Source organism: Mycobacterium sp. THU-M104, assembly GCF_049197365.1.
Classification (GTDB): Bacteria; Actinomycetota; Actinomycetes; order Mycobacteriales; family Mycobacteriaceae; genus Mycobacterium.
Genome location: NZ_JBMIOP010000204.1, coordinates 1 through 2,522, shown reverse-complemented (window position 1 = coordinate 2,522; position 2,522 = coordinate 1). Strand labels below are relative to the sequence as shown.

The 2,522-nt window shown below is 66.7% G+C and carries 3 protein-coding genes, 1 tRNA gene and 2 pseudogenes; 5 read left to right on the top strand and 1 reads right to left on the bottom strand.

Annotated elements, in window-relative coordinates:
- Positions 1 to 263: 263 nt before the first annotated feature.
- A pseudogene (locus ACOJVU_RS16085) lies at positions 264 to 644 on the top strand (AMP-binding protein); the annotation flags it as partial.
- Positions 645 to 648: 4 nt separating this feature from the next.
- Here the strand turns inward: ACOJVU_RS16085 and ACOJVU_RS16080 are convergent.
- Positions 649 to 903, bottom strand: a pseudogene (locus tag ACOJVU_RS16080) (antitermination regulator); the annotation flags it as partial.
- A 342-nt stretch (positions 904 to 1,245) separates the two neighbouring features.
- Here ACOJVU_RS16080 and ACOJVU_RS16075 point away from each other — a divergent pair.
- From ACOJVU_RS16075 to ACOJVU_RS16060, 4 genes are all read left to right on the top strand, one after another.
- Positions 1,246 to 1,527, top strand: a complete 282-nt coding sequence (locus tag ACOJVU_RS16075) for a hypothetical protein (RefSeq protein ID WP_421530679.1) — start codon at positions 1,246 to 1,248, stop codon at positions 1,525 to 1,527.
- Positions 1,528 to 1,532: 5 nt separating this feature from the next.
- Positions 1,533 to 1,606: transfer RNA gene (locus ACOJVU_RS16070), tRNA-Ile, on the top strand.
- Positions 1,607 to 1,693: 87 nt separating this feature from the next.
- On the top strand, positions 1,694 to 2,128 hold the full coding sequence (locus ACOJVU_RS16065; protein WP_421530678.1) for a hypothetical protein: 435 nt from the start codon (positions 1,694 to 1,696) through the stop codon (positions 2,126 to 2,128).
- Between the two features lie 186 nt (positions 2,129 to 2,314).
- Positions 2,315 to 2,522: hypothetical protein (locus ACOJVU_RS16060; protein WP_421530677.1), on the top strand; the 208-nt coding region annotated here is incomplete at its 3' end.

Genomic DNA, 2,522 nt, shown 5'->3' with positions numbered 1-2,522 from the left:
CGCCGTGGTGATTGGGCGGCGGCGGGTCCGCAACCTCCGACGCCGACCGTGTGGCGGTCCGGATAGCCATCGCGTCTGGCAATTTCTCGGGTAGCCGCCCTGCGGTATCGATGACCTCGGTTGACTCCGCAGCCTCCCGGAAGCGTCCGGCAACGATCTTCGCGAGCTACCCGCCGTAACGTATCTGTACACCCGGCTCACCCGACAGTTGACGGGTTGTGTTTTCTGCCTGCCCGTCACGGAGCCTCATGCATCGAGATTCGATTGCTGCTCCGGTCGAGATTGTGCCGGCCGGGCAGGGAATCTGGATGTGCGGCGCCAGCCCCACCATGCTCCACCGGCCCACGCCACGCACCGACGTTGGGCGCTGGGCCGACGAGACCATTGCCGTTATCGAGATACTCAGTGCCGTAACGGGTGTCATCTCGAAACCGTTCATGGACATCGCCCCACTGCTTTCCGGTCTGGGTATCCGGGTGCTGACGATCGAGCGGCTGCTCGCCAGCGCCCCAATCGATCCGGTCGAAACCGACGAAGACGACGTTGCGCTGCTTCAGTTGACGTCGGGTTCTACCGGATCGCCCAAGGCCGTGCAGATCTCACACCGCAATGTCGTATCGAACGCCGAGGCGATGTTCATCGGTGCCGCACGGCCAGAATCGGAACCCTCCGGGTAACGGCGTCCAGGCACGGCCCCTCGCCGAAGCTGAACTGCAGTTCGTCGTACACGCGGGCGGGCGCACCGCTGGATCCCAGCGTCCCGCTGTTCGTGCCATCGAAGACGAGCGAAATCGCCGCCGCGTCAACGCCGAGGACGAGCACGCAGGCCTCGCACAGGCAATCGGCGGCTCTTGTTCCGCGCCGGCCCTCGACGGCGGCGAGAAGCTGCTGGTGGATCCCCACATCCAACCGGGCGCGACGCGGGCAGATGTGGCAGCGCCCGGGGGGTTCGGCCTTGGCATCGCTGCACCTTTCCTCAGTTCGAGGGACTTGACGAGCGTACCTCCGCTGCCGTCTCAGGGCCGTCGGCTCCTGATGGCTCACAGCTGCTGCGGTCGCGCCGCGGTGCGATTGTCCGGTCACCCGGCGGTCGACCGGTGCCGTGAGCGGGCGAATGCTCGCGGCGGCCACCGGAGCGATCCCGGGAAAGTGTCGATGCAGTCCCCTACCAGGAAGATCCGGGTAAGCCATGAGTTCGGAGCTTCCAAGTGAACCAGTAGTGCTTTCTGCGGTCCGCGAGGGTGGATGCTGCACGAGTCGAATGCCGCTGACTGGATCAAAATCATGTGCACGCGCGGCACCGCCACGGTATCGGCGATTGGCGTGGGCGCTAAGGTCGAGGTCGTGCAGAGGCTCGTCGGATGCGCGACAGCGACCATGACACCCGGCCGTTGGGGGCGCTTGCGAAGCGACGGCATGGCCGGTGTGGCGAATGCGCTGGGCAAGGCGATCGACAGTGTCGCGGCATCACTGCTGTATACGGAAGCCGAGTGCGACGAAGCGGAGACAATATCCGCAGCTAGTTAGCACCAGGGGCGGTAGCTCAGTTGGTTAGAGCCGCGGACTCATAATCCGTAGGTCGCGGGTTCGAGCCCCGCCCGCCCCACGTCAGAGGTGGTTGATGCATGACGTTTCAGTTCGCCGTAGCCGCCGGGGTTGGGGCCGGCCAAGCCATGCAACCGGCATCGTCGTCATGGAACTCACGCTCCCCCATCGCCGCATCGTCGCCGACGGGGGGACCGGTGGCCGGAAGGGCGTCGCGCCATCCCGGGCCGCGCCGACTCCTCCTCTGCCCGGCCGCTGGCATCATCTGCGATACCGGAGCCGAGGCATCGACACCCGGCTAGCATTCCGCTACATGCTTTCCGCGGGATCTGCGATGCGCACGCTGGTGGGCCGGTTGTCGGCGGCCGGCAGGCTGGCGGCTGCGGCGACGGCAGCCACGATTATCTGGATGCCGGCGGAGAGCGCGGCGGAATGCGAGCCCGGACAGTATTGGGAGCCGTTCACCAAGGCCTGCTACCCACTGGGCGTCGGGCCGCAGCCGCTGGCCTGTGAGCCCGGGCAGTGGTGGGATCCGAGCGGCAACATCTGCCGGCCGCTGGGCGTCGGGCCGCCGGGTGGGTGAGGGCCACCGGCCGTCGCGACGGCGGAACATCCCCGGCAACCGTGCATCACCGAGGAACTGAGCGGCCCAAGATAGCGCAAGACGTGAACAGAAAGACGTGAACAGAAAGCGGCGCGGACATGCCGTTTCGGCGTGCCGTCCGTGGTTCGCCGCGCCGGTCCGCCCGGCGCAGGCTATAACATCATGGTGAGTACACACTCTGTGAACCTGAGCCAGCAGGAAGCCGCGTTGATCGGCAAAAGCCATACCGCGGCTCTCGAGCGCATGGACGAGCAGCAGCTGAAGGAGCTGCAGAGCCGGCTCAGGACTGCGCGCGAGAAGAACTTCAGCCTGTTGCGGCGGCAGGGCGCGGCTCGGGTGGAAGCCGAAGGTGCGCGCGGTGCCGCCCAGCCGG

Bases quoted from the DNA above. Each gene is read 5' to 3' on its own strand.
- ACOJVU_RS16075 (WP_421530679.1), top strand. From the start codon at position 1,246: ATGCTGCACGAGTCGAATGCCGCTGACTGGATCAAAATCATGTGCACG.
- ACOJVU_RS16065 (WP_421530678.1), top strand. From the start codon at position 1,694: ATGGAACTCACGCTCCCCCATCGCCGCATCGTCGCCGACGGGGGGACC.